This is a genomic window from Marinitoga sp. 1154, assembly GCF_013363285.1.
Classification (GTDB): domain Bacteria; phylum Thermotogota; class Thermotogae; order Petrotogales; family Petrotogaceae; genus Marinitoga.
In genome coordinates this window covers 1-20,807 of the sequence record NZ_LBFB01000015.1, presented here as the reverse complement: position 1 = coordinate 20,807, position 20,807 = coordinate 1, and the positions used below count along the sequence as shown (strand labels likewise).

17 protein-coding genes are annotated in these 20,807 nt (G+C 25.9%); 11 read left to right on the top strand and 6 right to left on the bottom strand.

The window, feature by feature from the left end; translation table 11 throughout:
- The first annotated feature begins 99 nt into the window (after window positions 1-99).
- The 4 genes from XO12_RS07695 to sdaAA all read left to right on the top strand — a co-directional run bounded on the left by XO12_RS07695 (window position 100) and on the right by sdaAA (window position 4,504).
- Window positions 100-765: a TetR/AcrR family transcriptional regulator gene (locus XO12_RS07695; RefSeq protein ID WP_175420051.1), complete on the top strand. Its 666-nt coding sequence runs from the start codon at window positions 100-102 to the stop codon at window positions 763-765.
- Window positions 765-2,903, top strand: coding sequence for an RND family transporter (locus XO12_RS07690; protein WP_175420050.1), 2,139 nt, complete (start codon window positions 765-767; stop codon window positions 2,901-2,903). The genes XO12_RS07695 and XO12_RS07690 overlap by 1 nt, the downstream gene beginning before the upstream one ends.
- 91 nt (window positions 2,904-2,994) lie before the next feature.
- Window positions 2,995-3,651: an L-serine ammonia-lyase, iron-sulfur-dependent subunit beta gene (gene sdaAB / locus XO12_RS07685; RefSeq protein WP_047266052.1), complete on the top strand. Its 657-nt coding sequence runs from the start codon at window positions 2,995-2,997 to the stop codon at window positions 3,649-3,651.
- Entirely contained in the window at window positions 3,641-4,504 is an 864-nt protein-coding gene (sdaAA, locus tag XO12_RS07680; RefSeq protein WP_047266053.1) for an L-serine ammonia-lyase, iron-sulfur-dependent, subunit alpha, read from the top strand. The genes sdaAB and sdaAA overlap by 11 nt, the downstream gene beginning before the upstream one ends.
- On the opposite strand, the gene XO12_RS07675 is transcribed toward sdaAA, so the two are convergent.
- Window positions 4,505-5,260 (bottom strand): patatin-like phospholipase family protein, encoded by a 756-nt coding sequence (locus XO12_RS07675; protein ID WP_175420049.1) that lies wholly within the window; start codon window positions 5,258-5,260, stop codon window positions 4,505-4,507.
- A gap of 396 nt (window positions 5,261-5,656) precedes the next feature.
- Here XO12_RS07675 and nadX point away from each other — a divergent pair, with 396 nt between their 5' ends.
- Genes nadX through nadC form a run of 3 tightly spaced genes read left to right on the top strand, consistent with a single transcriptional unit; the run spans window position 5,657 to window position 8,182 of the window.
- On the top strand, window positions 5,657-6,412 hold the full coding sequence (nadX, locus tag XO12_RS07670; RefSeq protein WP_175420048.1) for an aspartate dehydrogenase: 756 nt from the start codon (window positions 5,657-5,659) through the stop codon (window positions 6,410-6,412).
- Window positions 6,413-6,414: 2 nt separating this feature from the next.
- Window positions 6,415-7,353, top strand: coding sequence for a quinolinate synthase NadA (gene nadA, locus XO12_RS07665; RefSeq protein WP_047266056.1), 939 nt, complete (start codon window positions 6,415-6,417; stop codon window positions 7,351-7,353).
- 4 nt (window positions 7,354-7,357) lie between these two features.
- A complete protein-coding gene (nadC, locus tag XO12_RS07660) occupies window positions 7,358-8,182 on the top strand; it encodes a carboxylating nicotinate-nucleotide diphosphorylase (protein WP_047266057.1) in 825 nt (274 codons plus the stop codon).
- A 378-nt stretch (window positions 8,183-8,560) separates the two neighbouring features.
- Here nadC and XO12_RS07655 read toward each other — a convergent pair whose 3' ends face one another.
- From XO12_RS07655 to XO12_RS07640, 4 genes are all read right to left on the bottom strand, one after another.
- On the bottom strand, window positions 8,561-9,250 hold the full coding sequence (locus tag XO12_RS07655) for an ABC transporter ATP-binding protein (protein WP_175420047.1): 690 nt from the start codon (window positions 9,248-9,250) through the stop codon (window positions 8,561-8,563).
- Window positions 9,202-10,179, bottom strand: a complete 978-nt coding sequence (locus XO12_RS07650; protein WP_052913224.1) for an ABC transporter permease — start codon at window positions 10,177-10,179, stop codon at window positions 9,202-9,204. The genes XO12_RS07655 and XO12_RS07650 overlap by 49 nt, the downstream gene beginning before the upstream one ends.
- 4 nt (window positions 10,180-10,183) lie before the next feature.
- On the bottom strand, window positions 10,184-11,119 hold the full coding sequence (locus tag XO12_RS07645) for an ABC transporter substrate-binding protein (protein WP_047266059.1): 936 nt from the start codon (window positions 11,117-11,119) through the stop codon (window positions 10,184-10,186).
- Window positions 11,120-11,429: 310 nt separating this feature from the next.
- Window positions 11,430-13,463, bottom strand: coding sequence for a methyl-accepting chemotaxis protein (locus XO12_RS07640; RefSeq protein ID WP_047266060.1), 2,034 nt, complete (start codon window positions 13,461-13,463; stop codon window positions 11,430-11,432).
- A gap of 177 nt (window positions 13,464-13,640) precedes the next feature.
- Here XO12_RS07640 and trmB point away from each other — a divergent pair, with 177 nt between their 5' ends.
- Window positions 13,641-14,585 carry a tRNA (guanosine(46)-N7)-methyltransferase TrmB gene (gene trmB / locus XO12_RS07635; RefSeq protein WP_052913225.1) on the top strand — a complete coding sequence of 315 codons (945 nt, stop codon included), beginning with the start codon at window positions 13,641-13,643 and terminating at the stop codon, window positions 14,583-14,585.
- Between the two features lie 40 nt (window positions 14,586-14,625).
- The gene (locus XO12_RS07630; RefSeq protein ID WP_175420046.1) at window positions 14,626-16,461 is read left to right on the top strand and encodes a diguanylate cyclase; all 1,836 of its coding nucleotides are present in this window, start codon (window positions 14,626-14,628) and stop codon (window positions 16,459-16,461) included.
- An 8-nt stretch (window positions 16,462-16,469) separates the two neighbouring features.
- Here XO12_RS07630 and XO12_RS07625 read toward each other — a convergent pair whose 3' ends face one another.
- Window positions 16,470-17,597 carry an MFS transporter gene (locus tag XO12_RS07625; protein ID WP_175420045.1) on the bottom strand — a complete coding sequence of 376 codons (1,128 nt, stop codon included), beginning with the start codon at window positions 17,595-17,597 and terminating at the stop codon, window positions 16,470-16,472.
- Window positions 17,598-18,562: 965 nt separating this feature from the next.
- Here XO12_RS07625 and XO12_RS07620 point away from each other — a divergent pair.
- Together XO12_RS07620 and XO12_RS07615 are read left to right on the top strand one after the other, a co-directional pair.
- A complete protein-coding gene (locus tag XO12_RS07620; protein ID WP_175420044.1) occupies window positions 18,563-19,801 on the top strand; it encodes a hypothetical protein in 1,239 nt (412 codons plus the stop codon).
- Between the two features lie 27 nt (window positions 19,802-19,828).
- On the top strand, window positions 19,829-20,807 hold a 979-nt coding region (locus tag XO12_RS07615; protein WP_175420043.1), incomplete at its 3' end, for a hypothetical protein.

Genomic DNA, 20,807 nt, shown 5'->3' with positions numbered 1-20,807 from the left:
CGCTATCTAAATCCTTTGAGATTATTTAAATATAATTATTTCTTATTAATAAATAAAATTTATTTTTTTAAAAATATACTTTAACCTCCTCTATAGGAATTGACAAAAATAAAAAAAAAGAGTATAATAAAATCGAACGAACGTTCGATTGGGGGTGATTATATCGAAAGCATTAAAGAAAGAATTTTTAAAAGTGCTGTAGATTTATTTTCTAAAAAGGGATTTGAAGCCACAGGAGTTAGAGAAATTGCCAAAAAAGCAAATGTAAGTATATCCATGATTAATTATCATTTTGGATCAAAAAAAGGGATCTTAAAAGAAATTATAGAAGTATTTTTTTCTCGAATGAACGAACTGCTTGAAAATGAACATATAATAGAAAAAGATTTTGAAAAGAGATTACGTCTTGCAATAAAATCTTTAATTCAGGCTTTAAGGGAAAATGAAAAATTGTTTAAAATTATAATGATTTATATTCCAGAAAGTGAAAATGAACTTTTGAATTTGCGAACAAAAAAACTTAAAAATATAATTTTCAAAAAAGTACTACAGGATAAATTTAAAAAGGAGAATAAAAATATACGATATGATATAATTGGTCCAGCTTTAAGTGGTATGATTTTTTCACATTTTTTATTAAAAGATTTAATTCCTCAAATTGTAGAAACTAAAATAGATGATGATTTTTATAAAATATATCCCGATTATATAGCAGATATATATTTATATGGTGTTTTGAAAAAATTTGAAGAGGAGATGGAATAATGGAAAAGTATGTTGATCTTTTGCTCAAAAATAAGAAAAAACTACTATTTTTGCTGGGGATTATCAATTTAATTGCCTTAATTGGCTTGTTTCACATAAAAATAAATGTAGATATGAAAACATTTTTACCTACAGACTCAAATTATATAAAAAGTTATGATCTAATAGAGAAAAAATACGATCTATCCGATCAATTAATTGTAATGCTAGAAATTGAAAAAAATCCACTTGAAGATATAAAAACATATAAAAAAATCTGGCAACTTCAAAGAGATATTGAAAAAATAAATGGTGTTAATTTTATATCGAGTTTATTTCCACAGTCATTACCTGGTTATAACATTAAAAATGCTGATGATATAAATATTTCTTTTTTAAATAGATTAAATCAGATAACATTATTTAAAGAAAAATTTTTAAAAGTGAAAAATAATATATATTATACATTATTGACTATACCATTAAAAAGTGAAGATTTTAAAGTTGTGGATGAGATTGAAAAAAAATTAAAAGATGTGACATATTATAGTGCAGGTACACTTTTTTTTACAAAAAAACTCTTTGATTATTTATTTAACATGGTTATATTCCTGCCACCCTTTGCATTTATTGTTATGTTATTTATATTCTCAATGCAATTGGGTTCAAAAAAGGTTGCTTTTTTTTCTATAATTCCAGCAGGTTTGGGTGCTCTATGGACAATGGGATTAATGGGATGGTCTGGAAAGGAAGTGGGAATATCCACAATTTTAGTTCCAATATTTACAATAATAATGGGTAGTGCTGATGGTATGCATTTTTTAACACATTTTATAGAATATAGAGAAAATGGGTTAAATAAAAGACTATCAATAATAGAAACATTACGAAGCACTGGAATTGCTATGATTATGACAACAATAACAACAATTATAGGTTTTATATCAATGATATTTATTAATTCCAATATGATGAAAGAAATGGGGATATGGTCTTCATTTGGTATAGGTTTTGCTGGAATTGCAACCTTATATATTTTACCTTTAATTATTTCAGGTAATGTGGAATTAAAAAGAAAAAGACCACATATGTTTAACGTTGATTTTACAAAAAAATTATGGAATAAAAAAGGTATTTTTGTATTTATAATCATTATATTATTTTTTGCTTTGCTCATTCCAACTATAAATATCAAATTTGATCAAATCTCCATGTTTAAAAACTATACCAAAGTAAGAAAAGACTATGAAAAGTTGAAAAATATTTTTGATTTTAATATACCTATAATGGTAGATTTTGAAACAACAAAAGAACCACTTGATAAGATTTATTATAAAGAGATGAAAACTTTAGAGAAAAGTCTATCAAATACAATAAATGAATTTAATTACCCCCAGGATTTTCTTGAAATAATGGGAAAAGAATTCTTTAAATTTAAAACATACCCAAATCCCATACAAATTTTAATAATAAAAAATGCTGTAAAAAATAACCCATCAATTCCTTTATTTGACCTCACAAAAGGGAAAAGTTATTTAGGTATTATAATAACAAAAGATAATTCAGAAAATACTTTAAAAATGGTAAAAAATACTATAAATAAGCTCAAAGAGAAAAAAATATTTAAAAATATAAACGTTACTGGAATGGGATATGTCTTTGATGAAATGAATACAACAGTATTGACCAGTCAGGTTAAAAGCATATTTTTAAGTGTATTTCTGGTATTTATTTCCGTATTTTTCATGATTAGAAAATTAAAAACATCTTTTTTTGCAATTTTACCATTAATGGGTGCTTTGATCGTTGAATTTGGAACAATGGCATTATTGAAAATTCCTTTAAATATTCAAAGTGCTTTAATGGCGAATATAACAATAGGTGTCGGTGTGGATTACGCTATACATATGATAGGAACATATAGATACTATAAAAATAAGGTAGAAAATCCTATTGAAAAAACATTTGATGTTGTACAGAAACCTATTATGGCAAACGCTCTTGGCCTGGCTTTTGGACTTTCAGTATTGAATGCTTCACCATTCACATTCCATACATACTTATCAATTATAATGTGGGTTGGCATGCTAAGTGCTTCCTTATTTACATTAATATTATTACCAAATCTATTAAAGCTTGATAACAAAATCTCCCGATAAAGGGAGATTTCTTTTATGTATTGATAATTGAGCATTTTTATTCTTAACATGGTATAATAATATAGAAACTATTAATTTTTGAGGTGATTTTATGTCTATGTTGGATGTTGTTGGTCCGGTAATGGTTGGTCCATCGAGTTCTCATACACTAGGAGCATTAAAAATAGCCCGATTTGCTTATAAATTGTTTGGTGAAAAACCCGATAATGTTGAGTTTTTTTTACATGGATCCTTTTCAAAAACATATCTGGGTCATGGTACAGATAGAGCATTAATTGCCGGCATTTTAGGATTAAGAGAGTATGACTATGAAATAAAAAACGCATATGACCTTGCCAAAAGAAAAAATTTAAAATATAAATTTATAGAAGCAGATTTAGGGGATGTTCATCCAAATACATTATTAATTAGAATGAAAAAAGGAGATAAAATGAATGAAGTTCAGGGAAGTTCAATTGGCGGAGGTTCTATTAAAATAACAAAAATAAACGGTGTTGATTGCGATTTATCAGGAGATTATAATACATTAATAATTGTTAATAAAGATGTGAAAGGTGCGTTAGAAAATATTTTAAAATTAATACAAGTTAATGTTGCCAATCTTTATTTAAAAAGAACGAATATTCTGGAAGGACGTGCTTTAACCATATTAGAACTTGACGAGAAACCAACCAATTTTAATGAGCTGGAAAATTTAGAATGTGTCATTAAATATTTTTATGTTGGAAGTGATAATAGTGACATTTAAACATATTCTGGAAATGTGGAAAGAAACTAATATTCCATTTGATGAAATAATTTTAACTGAAGAAATGGTTGAAACAGGCATGGATCCTGTTATAATAAAAAATAACATGAAAAGATTAGTTGAAGTTATGATAACAGAAGCAGAAAAAAATTATGGAAAAAAACATGAAAGTTTGACGGGATTAACAGGAAATAATGCATCTAAATTGATAAATCACAATCCAAAAATATTGGGAGAATTTAATTATGTAGCAACTATAACTGCATTATCAACAGCAGAAAACAATGCATCGATGGGAAGAATAGTAGCATGTCCAACAGCAGGTTCATGCGGAGTTGTTCCTGCAATATTATTTGCCTTAAAAAAAGTTCACAATGCCAAAATGGAAGACATAGTTTCATCATTTATAATTAGTGGTGCAATAGGTAATATTATTGCTAAAAAATCTACAATTTCCGGTGCTGCTGGCGGGTGTCAGGCTGAAATTGGAACAGCAGCGGCAATGGCATCTGCTGCTTTAACCTATTATTTTTCAAAAGATGCTGAAAAATGTGGCCACGCTGCATCATTAGCACTAAAATCATTAATGGGACTTGTTTGTGATCCTGTAGGTGGGTTTGTTGAAATTCCGTGTGTAAAAAGAAATGCATCAGCAGCTAACGTAGCAATTACTACAGCTGAAATGGCATTAGCTGGGATAGAAAGTGTCATACCATTTGATGAAGTTGTAGATGCAATGTATAGGGTTGGAAAGATGATGCATGAAGATTTAAGAGAAACGGGAAATGGTGGAATTGCGACTACACCTACAGCACAAAAATTAGTGGAAGATATTAAAAAGAGATGGAAATAATTATTTCCATCTCTTTAATTTATTTTCGGAATCTTTATAACCCAAATCTATTAATTTTTTGGAATACTCACCTGAAAAATTCAAAGGAAATGGAACTGAATCTGAAGGTCTTATTATGATTACATTTTTCTTTGTTAATAAAAATGTAATTAATAACCAATCTGTTGGGTTATCTATTACTGGAAATACGCCTATTATTTTATCATATCCATATTTCTCTGCCAACAATGCCGGATATACATTTGAAAATACTCCACCATCTGTATATTTCTTTCCTTCTATTTCAATTGCTCCAAATAACGGATAACTTGCACTAGCGAATATATAATCTAACATTCTTCCTTTCATTTCATTCTTTCTGACAAAAACAGGTTTAAAATCTGTTATATTAAATGTTAGTATCCCATAATCATATCTTGAATTCAATATTAATTCTTCAGATATTATTGTATTTAAAAAAGTATAAAGAGGAGAAGGGTCAAAAATAAAAGGCTTTAATTTTTTACTATGATCATTTATATTGAGATCAAAAACATCTTCTGCGCTTATATTTTTCCATAATTCTTCAACTTTATCCAATTTTCCCATAACAAAACCTGCACCATTCAACGCACCTGCTGAAACTCCATATATTCCATCTATTTTAATGTTATTTTCAATAATATATTTTAAAACTCCAATTTCATAAGCTCCCGCTGCACCTCCACCACCCAGAACAAGTAATGTTTTTGGAAATATTATTGTGAAAAATAGCATTATATATAATACATATGTGGTTAGTAATTTTTTATTATAAATTTTATCACTCCCCTTAATTTTTATAAGTATATAAATAGGGTGTCCAATTAGTAAAGCAAGCGAAAACTCGCAGATTGTCCGAAAAAATAGCGAATGTAGCCGGTCAATTTTGCACGGATGCAAAATTGAGTGAAGCCGAACACGGATGTGAGTCTGATACGACCGGCGAGAATGAGCTATTTTTGAGGATTAACAATCAAGGTTTGAGCGACTTTACTTTTTGGACATCGTAAGTATATAAATATTATAACATATTTATATATTTGTTTATTATTCATTACGAAATTTTTTTCTATTGACAAAAATTTACAGTTGTTGTATAATAAAGTATAATAAAGACATGGAGGCGATATTTTGAAAGTATTTCTTTTAGGAGCGGGAAATTCTGCAAAAATTATTCTGGATGAATTGAATTTCGAAAAGGTTTATGTATATGATAAAAATTTCAAACAATTTGAAAAACTAAAAGAGATACATAATGAAATCGAATATTTAGATATTAAAAACTTAGAAACTATTGATGTTGATTATATCATAGAAGTAGCTTCTGTTGAAGCATTAAAGAATTATGGACTAAAACTCCTTGATATGAATAAAAATTTAATTGTCTTAAGCACAGGCGCTTTTGCAGATAAAACTTTTAGATATAATTTTGTGAAAAAATTAAATAACAAAAATATTAATGTTTACGTTGTATCTGGAGCAATCGGTGGAATTGATCTAATAAGAACTATAAGCAATAAAATAAATACAATCACATTAATAACCCGAAAAACACCAAAAAGGCTTGGAATTGATATTACTACAAAAGAAAAAATAATTTTTGAAGGTAATTCAATAGAAGCTATTGAAAGATTTCCTAAAAATATAAATGTTGCTGTTACGCTGGCATTGGCAATAAAAAATTTTGAAAAGGTAAAAGTTAAAATTATAGCAGATCCTTTTATTGAAAGAAATGTACATTCAATAGAAATAAAATCAAAGGTTGGAAATTATACATTTAAATTTGAAAATTATCCATCAAAAAATCCAAAAACCAGTTATCTGGCACCATTATCTATAGTTGGATTATTGAAAAACATTCACTCAAAATTCAAAATAGGAGGATAAAAATGATAACAGAAACAGTTGTTGAAAAAGATTTTTTAATAAAAAAAATAAAAGAGTTAAAAAAGAAAAAGGATTATACAATATTAGCCCATAATTATCAAATTGATGAATTACAGGATTTAGCAGATATAACAGGGGATTCATTACAACTTGCAAAACTTGCAACAGAAATAGAAAACGATAAAATACTATTTCTTGGTGTGGATTTCATGGCAGAAACATTGAAAATATTAAACCCAGAAAAAAAGATAATAGTTCCAACAACAGGATCCACATGTCCAATGGCAAATTCTCTAACACCAGAAATAATAAAAGAATACAAAAAAAGATTTTCAAACGCTCCTGTTGTATTATATGTAAACAGCACTGCAGAATGTAAAGCACTTGCTGATTACACATGTACATCAGCCAATGCCGTTGATGTGGTAAAAAAAATAGATGCAGATACAATATTATTTGGTCCAGATAAAAATCTTGGTTCATATGTCGCAGAAAAAACTGGGAAAAAAATTATTCCAATTCCTGGTGGGACTGGATATTGTTATGTACATAATAGATTTTCAACAGAAGATGTAAAAATAGTAAAAGAAAAGTATCCAAACGCAAAAATAATAATACATCCAGAGTCGCCTAAAGAAGTGAGAGATTTATGTGAATATGTGGGTAGTACAGGTCAGATGATGAAATTTCCAGAAACAGATGGATCCAATGAGTTTATAATTGGAACAGAAGTTGGAATGATTCATAAGTTGCAAAAAACATTTAAAAATAAAAAATTCTATCCATTAAAAGAATTAGCAATATGTAATAATATGAAGAAAAATAACCTGAAAAATGTATATCTTTCTTTATTGAATGAAGAACATGAAATAACCTTACCACAAGAAATTATAGAAAAGGCAAAAATTCCAATTCTAAACATGTTTAAAATAATGGAGTGATTATATGTTTGAATATGAAATAAATCTATTAAAAGAATGGATAGAAAAAGATAATCCATTTTTTGACATTGCTTCATATGAATTAAAAAGAAAAGAAGCAAGAGGAACAATAATTTTAAAAAACTCAAATGTTGTATTATCTGGAATAGAAATAATAGAAAAGTTATTAAAAGAATATAAAATAAAAACAGAGTTTTATTTTAAAGATGGTAATTTTGTTAAAAGTGGAATTATAGGTAAAATAAGTGGGAATGCTTATAATATTTTAACGGTTGAAAGAACAATGTTAAACATACTTTCTTTAATGAGTGCTATTGCAACAAAAACAAATAAATTAGTTAGTAAGATTAATGGAAAAACAAAACTTGCTGCTACAAGAAAAGTATTTCCAGGACTGGGAAACCTTGAAAAAATTGCTGTGTTACATGGTGGTGGCGACACTCATCGATGGAGTTTATCAGAAAGTATAATGATAAAGGATAACCATATAAAATTATATGGCGGTGTGGAAAATGCCATAAGTGCTGTGAAAAAATATAAATCTTTTACAAAAAAAATAGAGATAGAAGTTGAAAGTAAAGATGATGCATTTCTTGCAGTAAAATCTGGCGTAGACATTATTATGCTTGATAATTTTGATTCAAAAAATGCAAAAATTCTTGCCCGAGAATTAAAAGAAAGATATCCGCAAATAATTATAGAAGTTTCTGGTGGAATTAGTGAAGATAATTATCTTGAATATGTTGATGATAATATTGACATAATTTCAATGGGAAAATTAACAACAGAAGTAAAATATATTGATTTTTCATTGGAAACAACAAATTGAGGCATTCCACCTCAATTTGTTTTAATTTAAAGACTGTCTAAAAAGTCAAATTCACTCAGACAGCGATTATCCTTAAAATTATTCATTCTCAGCCGTCGCTCAAACAATACATCGTGTATTGTTTCGCGGCATTACATCCATGTAATTTTGACGGCTTTCATTTACGCTTAGATTTTTTAGGTATAAAAAATCTAAGGGAAAAGGATTTATAATTATATAATAAAAATTATTTTTTCCAATTACCCGCTGTAAGCGAGCGATAGCTCAAAAGTTTTTTTATTAAAATCTAATTTTTTAATCCAATAACCCACCGTAGGTGTGTTAAGGGCAATCTTCGAGCCTTCGTTTCATTTGAGACTTTTTAGACGGTCTATTAATTTATGCAACATTTAAAATTTTTTCAACAAGCTTGCCTTCTTCCATTTTTAATACTTTTTGTCCAAATTTTTGAGCTATATTTAAATCATGTGTAATCATAAGAATTGTAATTCCTAATTTTTCATTAATTTGTTTTGTTAGATTCATTATAATTTCTGTTGAATCAGGATCTAAAGCTGCTGTATGTTCATCAAGTAATAAGATTTTAGGATTTGATAATACAGCTAAAATCAATGCTAAAGCCTGTTTTTGACCACCAGATAATTCTCTAACTTTTGTATTCAATCTATTTTCTAATTTCATATTTAAACCCTTTAATAAATCCAGAGAAGGCATTTTTCCAAATTTTAAACCTCTAAACCCTTTTTTAGATCCAAGAATTAAATTCTCTTTTATTGTTAAATCTGGAAAAACTCCCATTTCTGGGTTCTGATACACAATACTTATTCTTTTTGCCAGAAGATGCGAAGATATTTTGTTCATACTTTCTCCATCAAGAAAATACTCTCCGGAAAAAGGTTTTATCGTACCTGATAATACCTTAAACAAAGTTGATTTTCCTGCTCCATTTGAACCTATAATAGAGATAAAATCACCCTTTTCAATTTTCAAATTTAAATTTTTTAAAGCAATTTTTTCATTTACCTGATTGTGGTTGTAGATAACTGTAATTTCTTTAAGTTCAACCATTTTGTTACCTCCAATCTTCTTGAAAGAATAACACCAATTATAAAAAGTACAGTAGTTAATTTTAAATCGCTTGATTTAAAACCTATCTTATATCCATATTTAATAACCATGGTTATAATAATACTGTATATAATTGCTCCGAAAAAAGGAGCTGGTAATTTATAAAAATATTCTTTCTTTCCTAAAATAATTTCTCCTAAAATAACTGTTGCAAGTCCTGTTACAAGCATTCCTTGTCCCATATTTACATCTGAAAATCCGGCATACATTGAAAATAAAGAACCACTTAATCCTGCAAAAAAATTACCTAAAAACAATCCTAAAATACTTAAAAATTCTGGTTTTATACCAAATGAAATTATTCCATATTTATTAGAACCAAAAGCCCTTAGTGAAAGTCCTAATTCTGTTTTTAAAAATAAAAATAACAAAAAATATGAAGACATGGAAAATATCAGTAATTTTATAAATGTATTTGTTTCTAAAAAATTTTTTGTAAAAGATTTATTTTCTTTTCCTAAAGATATAGTTGTATTATTCATTTCAAACATTTCATCTAATTTTGTTCCTGATAACGAAACTGAACTTTCTTTTTGAATTTTTGGTATTGGCAAATTAGGACCATCCATAATTCTAATATTTATTGAATATAACATTGTCATAACAAGAATACTCGCCAATAAAGGATTTATTTTTGTTTTTGCATGTATTATTCCTGTTAATATTCCAGATAGTCCTCCGGCAAATGACCCAATAAATATAGATAATCCCCATGGTATCCCGATATACATTAAAGAAACAGCGACAGAACCACCTAAAACATATGAACCATCTACAGTCAAATCCGGGGTATCTATAATTTTAAATGTAATATATACACCTAACGAGAGTATTGATAAAATAAGAGCTTGTTCTAATATCTGAATCATTGTTTCACCTCACTACTTCATCAGCTTTTTCTAATAAAGAATCAGGAATATCTATATTTAAATTATTTGCTGATTTTAAATTTATAAACAAGATTAAAGCATTCATATCCATAGTTTTTGATTCTAAATCAGATGGTTTTGAACCTTTTATAATCAAATTTACCATTTTTCCAGTTTCTTTCCCCAAAGAATAATAGTCAAATCCAAAACCCACAATACTTTTAGCAGCTTTTGCTAATTCTATATCTCCTGAAATAGATGGAATTTTATTCTCATTTAATATTTTTCCAATACTTTCTATTGATGAAGCCAATAAATTATCTGTAAATATATAAACAGCATCTATATCATTTATTTTTGAATTCAAAGAATTTATCATTTCAGAAGAAGTGGTTCCAGGAATCTCTACTATATTTAGTTTTAAATCTTTTGCAAATTTTTTTGAAAGGTTTAAAAGTGTTTTTGAGTTAGTTTCACCAGGATTAAAAATTATTCCTATATTTTTTGCATTTGGAATCAACTTTTTTAGAATTGATAAATGAATATGTACAGGTAATAGATCACTTAAACCAACTATATTTCCATTGTTTTTACCAAAATTTTTTATTAAACCCGCACTAATTGGATCTGTAACAGCAGAAAAAATTAAAGGCTTATCTTTAATAACATTTGCTGCTGCTTGAGCACTGGGTGTAGTGATTGCAACTATTATATCTGCAGTATTATTAAATTCTTGTGCAATAGATACTGCATTTTGAAAAGAACCTTGAGCATTTTGAATAATAATTTCCACATTTGGATTTTCTTCTTTGATAGTTTTTATAATAGCTTTTTGAACCTGGTTTAATGCTGGATGGTCAATAATCTGTGTAATTCCAACTGTAATAGAAAAACTAACTAAAGATAATAACAATACCCATACTACAAAAAATTTTTTCATAATACCACCTCCATAATATTTATTACAATAATATTTTTTTAGAAAATAAGACAAAAAAATATAAAAAAAAGTGGATGCTATAAAGCATCCACCTTTTTTATTTAGCCTTCATTCCTCAAATAGGTATAACAAAAGAGGTATGGAGGCCATCACAGTGGATGCCATTTCCATACCAATAATAATAGCTATTTAAATTATAATCTTGAAATAATTTTTTCATTAACATACAACATCACCTCAAATTCATTTGCAGTAATTTTAACACATGTTACATTCTTTGTCAAGAGATAATTTTATAAATAATCCACGGTTATTTATTCAATATATTGATAGCTTTATCAAGAAGTGTTTTTAAACTTTGTGATGTTTCCTTTACTTCATCAAGCAGAGCGATATTCTTTTCTTTATTTTTATACTCAAAACTATTTGCATATTCATGCAAATCTTTGTGCAATTTTAAAATATCTCTCCATATTGATTTTAATTCATCTGGAAGATTTTGAGATATAACCCTTATCAAAATACCAAAACCACACTTATCAGAACTACTTTCTGATAATAATCTTAAATTTTCATTTGTTGATTCCTCAAATCTTTTCACCCAATCTGTATGTGACTCTTTTGCCTTTTTTAATTCTTCTATTAAATCCTGTTTTGTAAATAATTTAAACGATGAAAATATATCTACTGTTTTTATTAATTCAAATGATTCTTTTTCTACTATATTTAACAACTCTGTATTTCTATCTTTTATATAAATCTGCTCTTCGATTACTTCTTTCATATCTTCTTTTAGAGCATTTACAAGTTCTGTAATATTTTGTGACGATGCTGTTAATTCCTCAACTGCTGCACCCTGTTCCTGAGCACTTGCAGCTAAATTATCTGAATAATTAGAAATTTTTTCAACAGAATCTATAAGTTCATATAATTGATCTGCTGTTTCTTTGTTTACAGAAGAAACACCTTTTATATTTTCAGACATATCCATAACCATTTCTGATGTTTCATTTACACCAGTCATAACCTCTCCAAGATTTTCTCTTATACTTTCAGCAGCTTTTCTACTTTCCTCTGCTAACTTTCTAATTTCATCAGCGACAACAGCAAAACCCTTTCCTGCTTCACCTGCTCTTGCAGCTTCTATTGCAGCATTTAACGCCAATAGATTTGTCTGTTCAGAAATATTAGTTATAGTTTCAACTACATCATTTATGATTTCAGCTTTTTCAGCTACTGACTTTACTTTATTAACAATTGGTATCATGTTTTCTGTAATATTTCCCATAGTTTCATTAACCCTATCAAGACCAACTTTACCATTATTAGCAACTTCATTGATATTATGAGCAATTCCACTTAATTCCACAGCTGTATTGGCTAAACTTTGAATATTATCTGATATTTCATAAGTACTTGCATTTTGTTGTTCAACATAACTTGTTATATTATTTAAAGACTCAATATTATTTTTTAAAGAATTAAGGGCTTTTTCAAAATTATCATCAAAATTCTTTAATTCACGGTTTATTGAGTTAAATTGTGATATATTATTTCTAAATCTATTAAAGAAATCCTTTAATGATTGTCTGAATGAATCAATAAATATATTAAAGAATTTTGATATTTCACCTATTTCATCATTCTTAGAATACTCAAGTTTAGAAACTAAATCCCCACCATTTTCTGATAATTCACCCAATTTATTCCTGACACTATACAATGGGTTCATTAATTTTGAAATAAAAATATACAGCAATATCAATGCTAAAATTATTATTATCGATATTCCAATTATTATCATTTCAAGGAATAATATAGAACCATCAAAATTCTCTGTTTTTATTTTTGTCAATTGTGTATTGATTTTTTCCAGTTCATCAAACGCATTTAAAGCCGGGCCATCATCTATTTTTATTTTTTTATCTATTTCTGATATGCTTAGACCCTGTTTTTTCAATTCGGCAGCTAATTTTATATTTTCACCATATAATTTAAAAGTTTCTTCAATTACTTTAAGATATTTTATCTCTTCCTGAGTAACATCTGGAATATTTTTATACATTTCAAAATCTTTCATCACTTTTTCTTCTCGATCAAAAAATCTTGTTATATATTTTTCATCCCCTCTTAAAACATAATTTTTGAATAAATGTATACCTCCACCATATCCAAATTGTTCTTTAATATCCGAAAGGAGATCCTGCCTTTTAGTTACTGTATTTACATAATCTTCCCATTGAAGTTTTAAACCTCTCGTTTCTTTAATAACAAAAAATCCAATAATCGAAAAAATAATAATACCTAAAATTACCATTATAGATATTTTTGTTTTTATTTTCATTTTTTCACCCCTTTCTTAATTTAATATTATTTTTCTTTTTTATATTATATCATATTTTTATATCATTGTAAAAATTTAATTACTACATCAACTATTATTATTTTTACATAAAAATAATAATATCTTTTGTTTATTATGATAATATTAAATTTAGACTTAAAAAAAGGAGGATTTTTAATGCATGATAAAATTGGGGTATTAAAATATTTTATGAAACCCCAGCAATATGATACATATCCTATAAAATGGAACGAAATATTTGGAAATAAAAGAAAAATATATGTTGAAATAGGATTTGGCAGTGGAGAATATATGGCTGCACTTGCAAAATCTAATCCGGATATTAACTTTATTGGATTTGAAACCTCTTTGACAGCTTTGTACAAAGCACAAATTAATTTTCATAAAAATAATATTAAAAATGCTCGTGTTATTCAGGGAGATGCACGTCTTTTAATAAGAGAATTATTTTCATCTAATTCAATTTCAAAATTAATAGTGAATTTTCCCTGTCCATGGCCGAAAAAACGACATAAAGAAAGAAGAATTTTTATTACATCGTTTATTAATACTCTTGCTGATGTTTTAAAAAAAGGCGGGACAATAGAATTAGCAACTGATGTAGATTGGTATGCTCAAGAAGTTTATGAGAATTTCAGTAATTCTGAATTTTTTGAAACGCAAGAAATTATCAAAAATTTTAATAGACCTATAAAAACAAAATATGAGTTAAAATGGGACAATGAAGGTAGAAATAAATATTTATTTATTGCAAAAAAATTAAAAAGTTTTAAAATAAAAAGAGTTCTGGAGGGAGTGAGCGATTTGCCTCATAAAAATATAAAAGATATTGATATAGAAAAATTAAAAAGTTTAAAAGATAAAACATTCAAAGATAACAACATAACCTTTACAGTAAGCTCTGTGTATGAAGATTTATTAAATGATAGGTTCTTACTCAGGGTTGTTTCTACTGATGATGACTTCATGCAACAATATTATATATCAATATATAAAAAAACAAATGATTGGCTTGTTAAATTAGATTCAACAACAATTCCATACAGAACCCCTGCTGTAAAATATACAGTTTATAAAATTGCAGAATTAATTGAAAAATAAATCTTAAATATATTATAAAAATTATTATGTGGTGATTTATATGAAAACAAAAACTTTTAATCTTATCATTGTGTTATTACTTACACTTGGATTACTAATTATTTCCGTAAACTCATTATTTCAGATGAATAATGATAAAAAATTGCTCAATAATATGAAAAACTCAATATCTCTAATAAAAAATATATCTTCAGCTGTCTTTCATCTTCAGAATGAAAGAGGACTTGTTAATATGTATGTAAATGGTGAAAAAAGCGTTTACGATGAATTGGTAAAAGAAAGAAATCTATTTAATAAATATCTTGAAAATATTAAAAATTTAAACCTCGAAGATTTTTATTATAAAAAATTGGAGGATATTGAAAAAAAACTCAATTTATTGCGAAAAAATATAGGAAAAGATAATAATATAGATATTTTTATAAATTACACAACAATAATAAATGATCTCCTTGATTTTTATAATTATTCCATAAAGCAAAAAACTGTTTCAGAAACAGGAAAATGGTTGTCTTCCATATACTTTCTCGAAAGGATTAAGGAATATTCTGGTGAATTTCGAGGTATATTTTCAGTCATTGTATATAAAAAAATGAAAATAAGTGAAAAAGAATATTATTTATTGGATAGAAGTTTTTATTCGCTTATTGAATTTCCGAAATTTAAGGGTTTATCATTTACAAAAGAAACATATGAAAAATTAAATAATTTTTATAACTTTGAAGGTTATAAAAGTTTATGGAATTATTATGAACTTTTTGAGAAAAAATCTCCAAAACTATATGAATTAAATTCAAAAGATGTTTTTAAAAATCTGAGCATGCTTGTAAATTATTTTCAAAACATAATAAATTATGAACTATCAAGTCTGGATTCAAATATATCTTCCATTTTAAAGGAAAAAATAACTTTTTTATTTATTGATATTTTCACGCTATTTTTTAGCATTATTATGGCTATATTTATTATTATTAATTATTATAAACTGATAAAGGTTAAAGATGAACTGGATAAAAATCTGAGCTTATTTCAAACAATATTTGAAAATTCTCCTGTTGGTATAATAATTTTTAATACTAATTTAAAAGTGATTATGGCAAATCCAAGTTCGTTAAATGTCTTAAATTTGAAAAAAAATGATATTATCGAATTTGATCTATCCACACTACCAAATAAAATTATAAAAGATAATATTTTTAATGTTTTAAAAGGTAAAATTTCTTATTATGAAGGAGAATATACATCTTTCATTTCTGGAAAAAAAATTATTTTACGAGCTGAATTTGCTCCTTTAAAAAAAGATAATTACATTATTGGAGGTATAATTATTATGGAAGATTATACCGAAAGAAATAATCTTGAGAAAAAACTTAAACATCTGGCTACTCATGATATATTAACTGGACTGCCTAATAGAACTCTATTCTTTGAAAATTCAAAAAACATACTTGCAATTGCAAAAAGAAATAGTTTAAAATATGCTTTAATGTTTATTGATATTGATAATTTTAAAAAAGTGAACGACAATTTTGGACATGATAAAGGAGATGAAATTTTAATAGAATTTTCAAATATTCTAAGAAATTCTTTAAGAAATTCTGATCTTATTTCAAGATTCGGTGGAGATGAATTTGTTGTATTAGCTCAATATAAAGAATTAAAAGATATACATACAATAACAAAAAAAATGTCAGAAAAAATATACAGGAAATTTAGTACAAATAAATGTTCTTTTTCTATTTCATTGAGTATTGGTGTTTCCTTATTCCCTGAACACTCTGAAAATATAGATACATTAATTAAATATGCTGATATAGCAATGTATAAAGCTAAAAAAATTAAAAATACAGTTATTATATACAAAAAACCCCAATAAGGGGTTTTTTATATTTCTTTTACTTCATCAAAATTTTTTTTATAATTAAATAAGAATGCTGTTGATACTAAACTAATCATAGATAATATTAATATAAAGAAATTCATACCACCCATTGAATAAAAAATAGATAGATATGGCCCAAAAAAGTTTCCACTTATTCTAAAAGCTGAAAATACTGCCATTCCTTTTTCTTCAAAACCAACTGATAGATATGACGCATATTCACTACTCATTGTTAAAGATAGACCAAGGAACAATCCTGATATAATTATCAAAAATAGGAATAAAAACATCGATATTGAATTAGCAAACATCGCAAATATTAAAGTTGAAAACGTAGCAAGAGGTATCCAAATTCTCACTCCACTTATTTTATGTTTAAATAAATTTCCAAGCATTAAAGATAATGCAAATATTGATATATATATTTTTCCAAATATAGGATTATGAATATATTTTTCTATAAAAAATGGCATTGTAGCCTGAAATCCAACTATTACAGCTAATGTTAAAATACCAAAAAAAGCAGCTAAAAATATTCTTGGTGAAAACTTTGCTACCTGTTTTTTTACTTTTTCAGGATGAATATCTATAACAGGCAACTGTTTATAAACAAACAATGTGGCTATAAATAATATTACACCAACTGTCATTAAAATATAATGTGACATATAAATAAAACCCGTACCTATTACAAGAGGACCCATAACGGCTCCAAAACTTGCCAGAAATTCAACTAAACCAAAATATTTTGACTGTTCTTTTGCAGAAAAATTTGATTTTGTTATTACTGTTAATGCATTAGAAAATAGTGCAGAATCAGCTATTCCCTGGATTGCACGAAAAATTATTGCCAATATTGGTAATTTTAAAGATAATCCAGATAAATATAATGCTGTAGTCCATAATGCCATTGAATATAAAAATGTTTTACTTTCACCTTTTTTCTCTAATACCTTTCCCCAAAAAGAACCAAAAATAATGGATATTAAAGGGGTTATTCCTATATATGTACTTGCTAACCATGTTGAACCAAAAATTTCAGTTAATTGTGGAAAAGATGATGCTATTCCCACCTGAACAAATACCTGTAAAAATGGTAATGCGAGAATATATTTCAATGTGTTTTTCAACCGTCTCAACCTCCTGATATTATCTATTCTTAATCTTTACAGTCAACTTTAAACTATAAAGATTAAATTATGATGTATATTTTTTACTCACATATTAAATATATGATAATTATTGTTTCTAAAACTCTTTTTAAATCAAAGTTTAATCATCATGTAACGATATATGGATTCATAAAAGTATATATACGTTGTCCAAAAAGTAAAGCCGCTCAAACCTTAATTGCTAATCTTCAAAAATAGCATATTTTCGCCGGTCGTATCAGACTCACATCCATGTTCGGTATTTTGCATCCGTGCAAAATTGTCCGGCTTCATTTTACGCTTAGATTTTTTATAAAAAATCTAAGATAAATAGTTTTTTAAAAATTTTATAGAAAACAAAAATTTAAACAAATAGCCCACCGCAGGAAAGCGATAGCTTAAAAATTTTTTATAAAATCAAAATTATTTAAACCAATACCCGCGGTAGCGTGTATGGACAATCTGCGAGTTTTCGCTTACTTTACTAATTGGACACCCTAGTATATATTCTGTTTTTTTATTTTCAACGCAGTATGTTATAATTGTAATGTATTTGTTTATAGTTATGAACTTTTGTTATCATATTAAAATTCCTGATAATAGTAATTTCAGAAGTTAACAACCAAAAATGTTTATAACTATTATAGTTGTTGTTAAAACTTTCAACATATATATTTTTATGGTTGATAAATTATAACAGGAATACTAACAATCAACGTTAAAAGTTATTTACTTATGAACAATTTAAATATTATCAACTAAAAATATAGAACATATATTCGTATTATGTACTTTGAACCAAAATAATAAAAGTTACATTTAATTATTTTCAAAACTTTCAACACATTAAAATACCCTATTATAAACATGTATACACTGTTATTAACTAACAACACTATCATAGCACCTGCACCAATATAAATAATATATAAAGGAGAAAAAATATGAAAAAAATTTTGTTGTTTATTTTAATAATAATAGTAATTCTTTTTTCACTGGATATTATATATATATATTCATCAACTAAAAAAGCTTTGATTCCTGTAAAAACAAACAACACCAATAATCTTGAAAAAGATATTTTCAAAATAAGCAATATAGATATAGAGGAAAATATAACAGTTGATACATGGTTTAAAAAAATGACAGAAGGTAAAATATTAATATTAAAAGACATTGTAACTGTTAATAAAAAAATTTATATTATAGGACAAAATGAAAAAATAAATCAAAATATAATAATAATAAGTTTTAATGAAGAAGGAGACATACTTTTCCAGAAAGAAATAAACATATCATCTAATGTAAAAATAAATACAGCGGAATACATAAATAATGAATTTTATATAGTAGGAACACAGGATTATAAACCAGTGATTTATATAGTAAATAACTCAGGAATATTAATAAAATCAAAAGTATTCAATAATAAAGGTGAATTCATAAAAATTATAAAAGATAATTTCGAAAATATTTATGTTACAGGATTCATAATAGAAAAAAATAAAAGAACAGGATATCTAACTGAAATTAATGAAAATCTTGATAAATTAAACGAATTTAAAATTACATGGTACAATGACGAAGTTATAACGGATATAAATTATGATAAAAACTATATATACTTACTCGGAAATACCAATTCTACAGCAAATAATAATGAAAATATTTTCATCATTAAATTAAATAAATTAAATTACAGTGATTATACAATATTAAAATATGGAAAAGAACAGTTAAATGAATATGGTAATACTATTTTAAAAGACAATGAATTTTATTATATTATAGGCTATAGTACAACAATAAATGGATTTCCATGGAAAGTATTAATAATTAAAACCGATAAAGATTTCAATAAAATATGGAGAAAAGATTATCTTTTAAAAAAATCTGCAAGAGGATTATCGGCAAATATCATAAATAAGAAAATTATTATATCAGGATATACATTAGAAAAAAATGATGACTTTGATGGATTTATATTACTATTAAATAAAGATGATGGTATTATTATAAAAGAAAATTATTATGGTGAAACTTTTGATGAAAGAATTTTAAAAACAATATTATTTGATGATAAAGCTTTGATATCAGTAGGATATCAGAAAAATCCAAATGACATTTTAGGAATAATATTATATTCAGATATAAACGGAAGATTAAATGGATTTATAAAGTAATCAACGATAATAGATTGGAGGTTAAAAATGAAAAAAGAAAAGGTATCTTTATATCAGTTAATATCAAAAAGTATAATGACAATAGTTATAACAAGTATTGTTTTAGTATTAATTTTAGTCAGCGTATTTAGCTATATAAATTTATTAAAAGTAGAAAAATCACTAAGAAATAATACAGAAAGTCTAATAAGATTTGCATTTAATTCATTATATAATGCGCTATATGATTTTGATTCTGTTTTTTATGAAAAATTAGATACATTAATGAATGAAATAAAAACATCACAGGATATAAATGAATCAATAGAAAAATTTGTTTCAACATCATACAAATCAAATAGAGAAAATAATGTCATAAAAAAAGTAAATATTGAGTCTATAGATCTAAAATTAAAAAATAAACTGATTAATCTTCAAAAATATAATTATCTAATAGAATTAGATTTAAAATCTGACAAATTACTAAGAAATATATATATAAAAACAGATGAGAATTTTTATGTTTTAAGCTCCATACTATCTATAGATAAAATAAAAAAAACAATAAATAATTTAGCAAATTTAAAAAATGAATATGACTTTATTTCAGATATCAATATATGTACGCATGAATTTGAAGGATTGTCACAAAACTTTTCTAATTTAACAGATGAAGATAAAAAGTATTTAGAAAAAGTTTTTTCTACTGAAAAAGATATCGTTATAAAAAATAATGAAAAAGTAAAATTTTACTATGTATGGAAATATGAAGATGAAAAAACTTTATTCAGGCCAATTGGTATAATATTAAAATTAGATTTTAATAAATATCGAAGTTCAATAATAATAAGCATTATTTTATTTTTTATATTGTTAAGTATAGTTATTATATCAATAGTTAAAAAAGCACATAAAGTATCAAAACAGATATCAAAACCATTTGAAATAATGCTTGATAATATGAAAAAATTTCAGAAAACACGTTACCTTGAATTTGATAAAATTATGGAAAAGTGTGAAATTAAAG